Source organism: Streptomyces solicavernae, from assembly GCF_029968095.1.
GTDB classification, from domain to species: domain Bacteria; phylum Actinomycetota; class Actinomycetes; order Streptomycetales; family Streptomycetaceae; genus Streptomyces; species Streptomyces solicavernae.
Genome location: NZ_JASCIR010000085.1, coordinates 1 through 1,733, shown reverse-complemented (window position 1 = coordinate 1,733; position 1,733 = coordinate 1). Strand labels below are relative to the sequence as shown.

At 69.4% G+C, this 1,733-nt stretch carries 2 protein-coding genes; both read right to left on the bottom strand.

Translation table 11 applies throughout. The annotated features are described in order from the left end of the window. The coding region (locus tag QIS99_RS32075; protein WP_282517277.1) for a beta-ketoacyl synthase N-terminal-like domain-containing protein at positions 1-768 on the bottom strand (768 nt) is incomplete at its 3' end. Between the two features lie 71 nt (positions 769-839). Further along, the coding region (locus QIS99_RS32070) for a phosphopantetheine-binding protein (RefSeq protein WP_282517276.1) at positions 840-1,733 on the bottom strand (894 nt) is incomplete at its 5' end.

The window sequence follows — 1,733 nt, the reverse complement described above, 5'->3', positions numbered from 1 at the left end:
GAACTCCACGAAACTGCCGGGAGTCGCGGCGACGGTCGAGCCGCCGACGAGCGCGAGCGTGGACTCGCCCTGGCGCAGCGACTGCACCGCCTGATGCAGGGCGACCAGCGAGGACGAGCACGCCGTGTCGACCGTCACCGACGGCCCCTCAAGACCGAGGACGTACGAGATCCGGCCGGACATGATGCTGGAGAGGCTGCCCGTCATCAGGTAGCCGCCGAGTTCCTCCGGCCCGCTGAACAGGCCGATGTAGCTCTGCCCGGAGAATCCCGTGAAGACTCCGGTCGGGCTGCCCTTCAGGGATGTGGGGTCGATGCCCCCGTACTCCAGGGCCTCCCACGCCGTCTCCAGGAGCAAGCGGTGCTGTGGGTCCATCGCCTGGGCCTCGCGCGGCGAGATGCCGAAGAAGTCGGCGTCGAACTCGCCCGCGTCGTGCAGGAATCCGCCCCGGTGCGTGTAGGTGCGACCCGGCTTTCCGGGCTCCGGATCATAGAGCTCGTCCATGTCCCAGCCGCGATTGTCGGGGAAGTCGCTGATCGCGTCGGTCTCGTGCTCCACCAGGCGCCACAGGTCCTCCGGCGAGGAGACCCCGCCCGGGTAGCGGCACGCCATGCCGACAATCGCGACGGGTTCGTTCTTGCGCTCTTCGAGTTCGGCGATGCGGCGGCGTGACTTCTTGAGGTCGACGGTCACTCTCTTGAGGTAGTCGACCAGCTTCTGCTCGTTGTCGCCACTGTGGGCGTTCGGGGCGGCAGGGGGGTTGGGCATGGCAGGGGTCTCCTCGAAACAGCGAGTCGGTGCGAGTTCGTTCGGTGTGTTCTCTTCGCTTCTGGTGCGGGTCAGTTCACCGCCGACTCGCCGAGTTCGGCATCGATGAAGTCGAAGATCTCGTCGACCGACGCGGACCCGAGGGCGTCGCCGGCTTCGGGGTCCTCCGAGTAGCTGTCGGCCGCCCGGCACTTCTCCAGGACCGTCTGGAGGCGTACGGCGATCTCGGAGCGGGCCGCCTCGTCGAGGGGGAGTGCAGCCAGGTTCGCTTCGACCCTGTCGAGGTCGGCGAGAACGGAGGCCGCGTCACTTCCCGCAGCGGGCGGCGCCAGCTCGTCGTGCACGTGGGTGACGAGCGCGGCCGGGGTGGGGTGGTCGTACACCGCGGTGGCGGTGAGCCGCACGCCGGTCGCGGCGCGGAGCCGGTCGCGGAGTTCGACCGCGCTGAGCGAAGTGAACCCCAGCTCCTGAAAGGTGCGTTCGGGGTTGAGCGCGCTCGCGTCACCGTAGCCCAGGACGACGGCGACCTCGGCGTGCACGAGGTCGGCGACTGCTTCGAGGCGCTCCGCGGGAGGCAGCGCGGCCAGGCGCTCAGTCGAGGGAAGGGCGGTGTGCTGGGCCGGGAGGGTCTCGGACAGGTCGACGCCCTGGACATTCCGGTCGGAGTCGGCGGCGCCGGATTCCGGTGTGGCCAGCCAGTAGTTCTGGCGTTGGAAGGCGTACGTGGGCAGGGGGACGGTGCGGGCGCCTCGGGCGGTGAAGCAGCCGTCCCAGTCGACAGCGACGCCCCGGTTGTGCAGCCGGCCCAGGGCAGTCAGCAGATCGGTGGCTTCGGGCCGCTCACGACGCAGGGTCGCAATGAACCGCAGGTCCGAGGAGTCCAGGCACTGCTGGGCCATGGCGGTGAGTACGGCGTCCGGGCCGAGCTCCACAAAACGCGTCACACCCTCGGACTCCAGCACCCC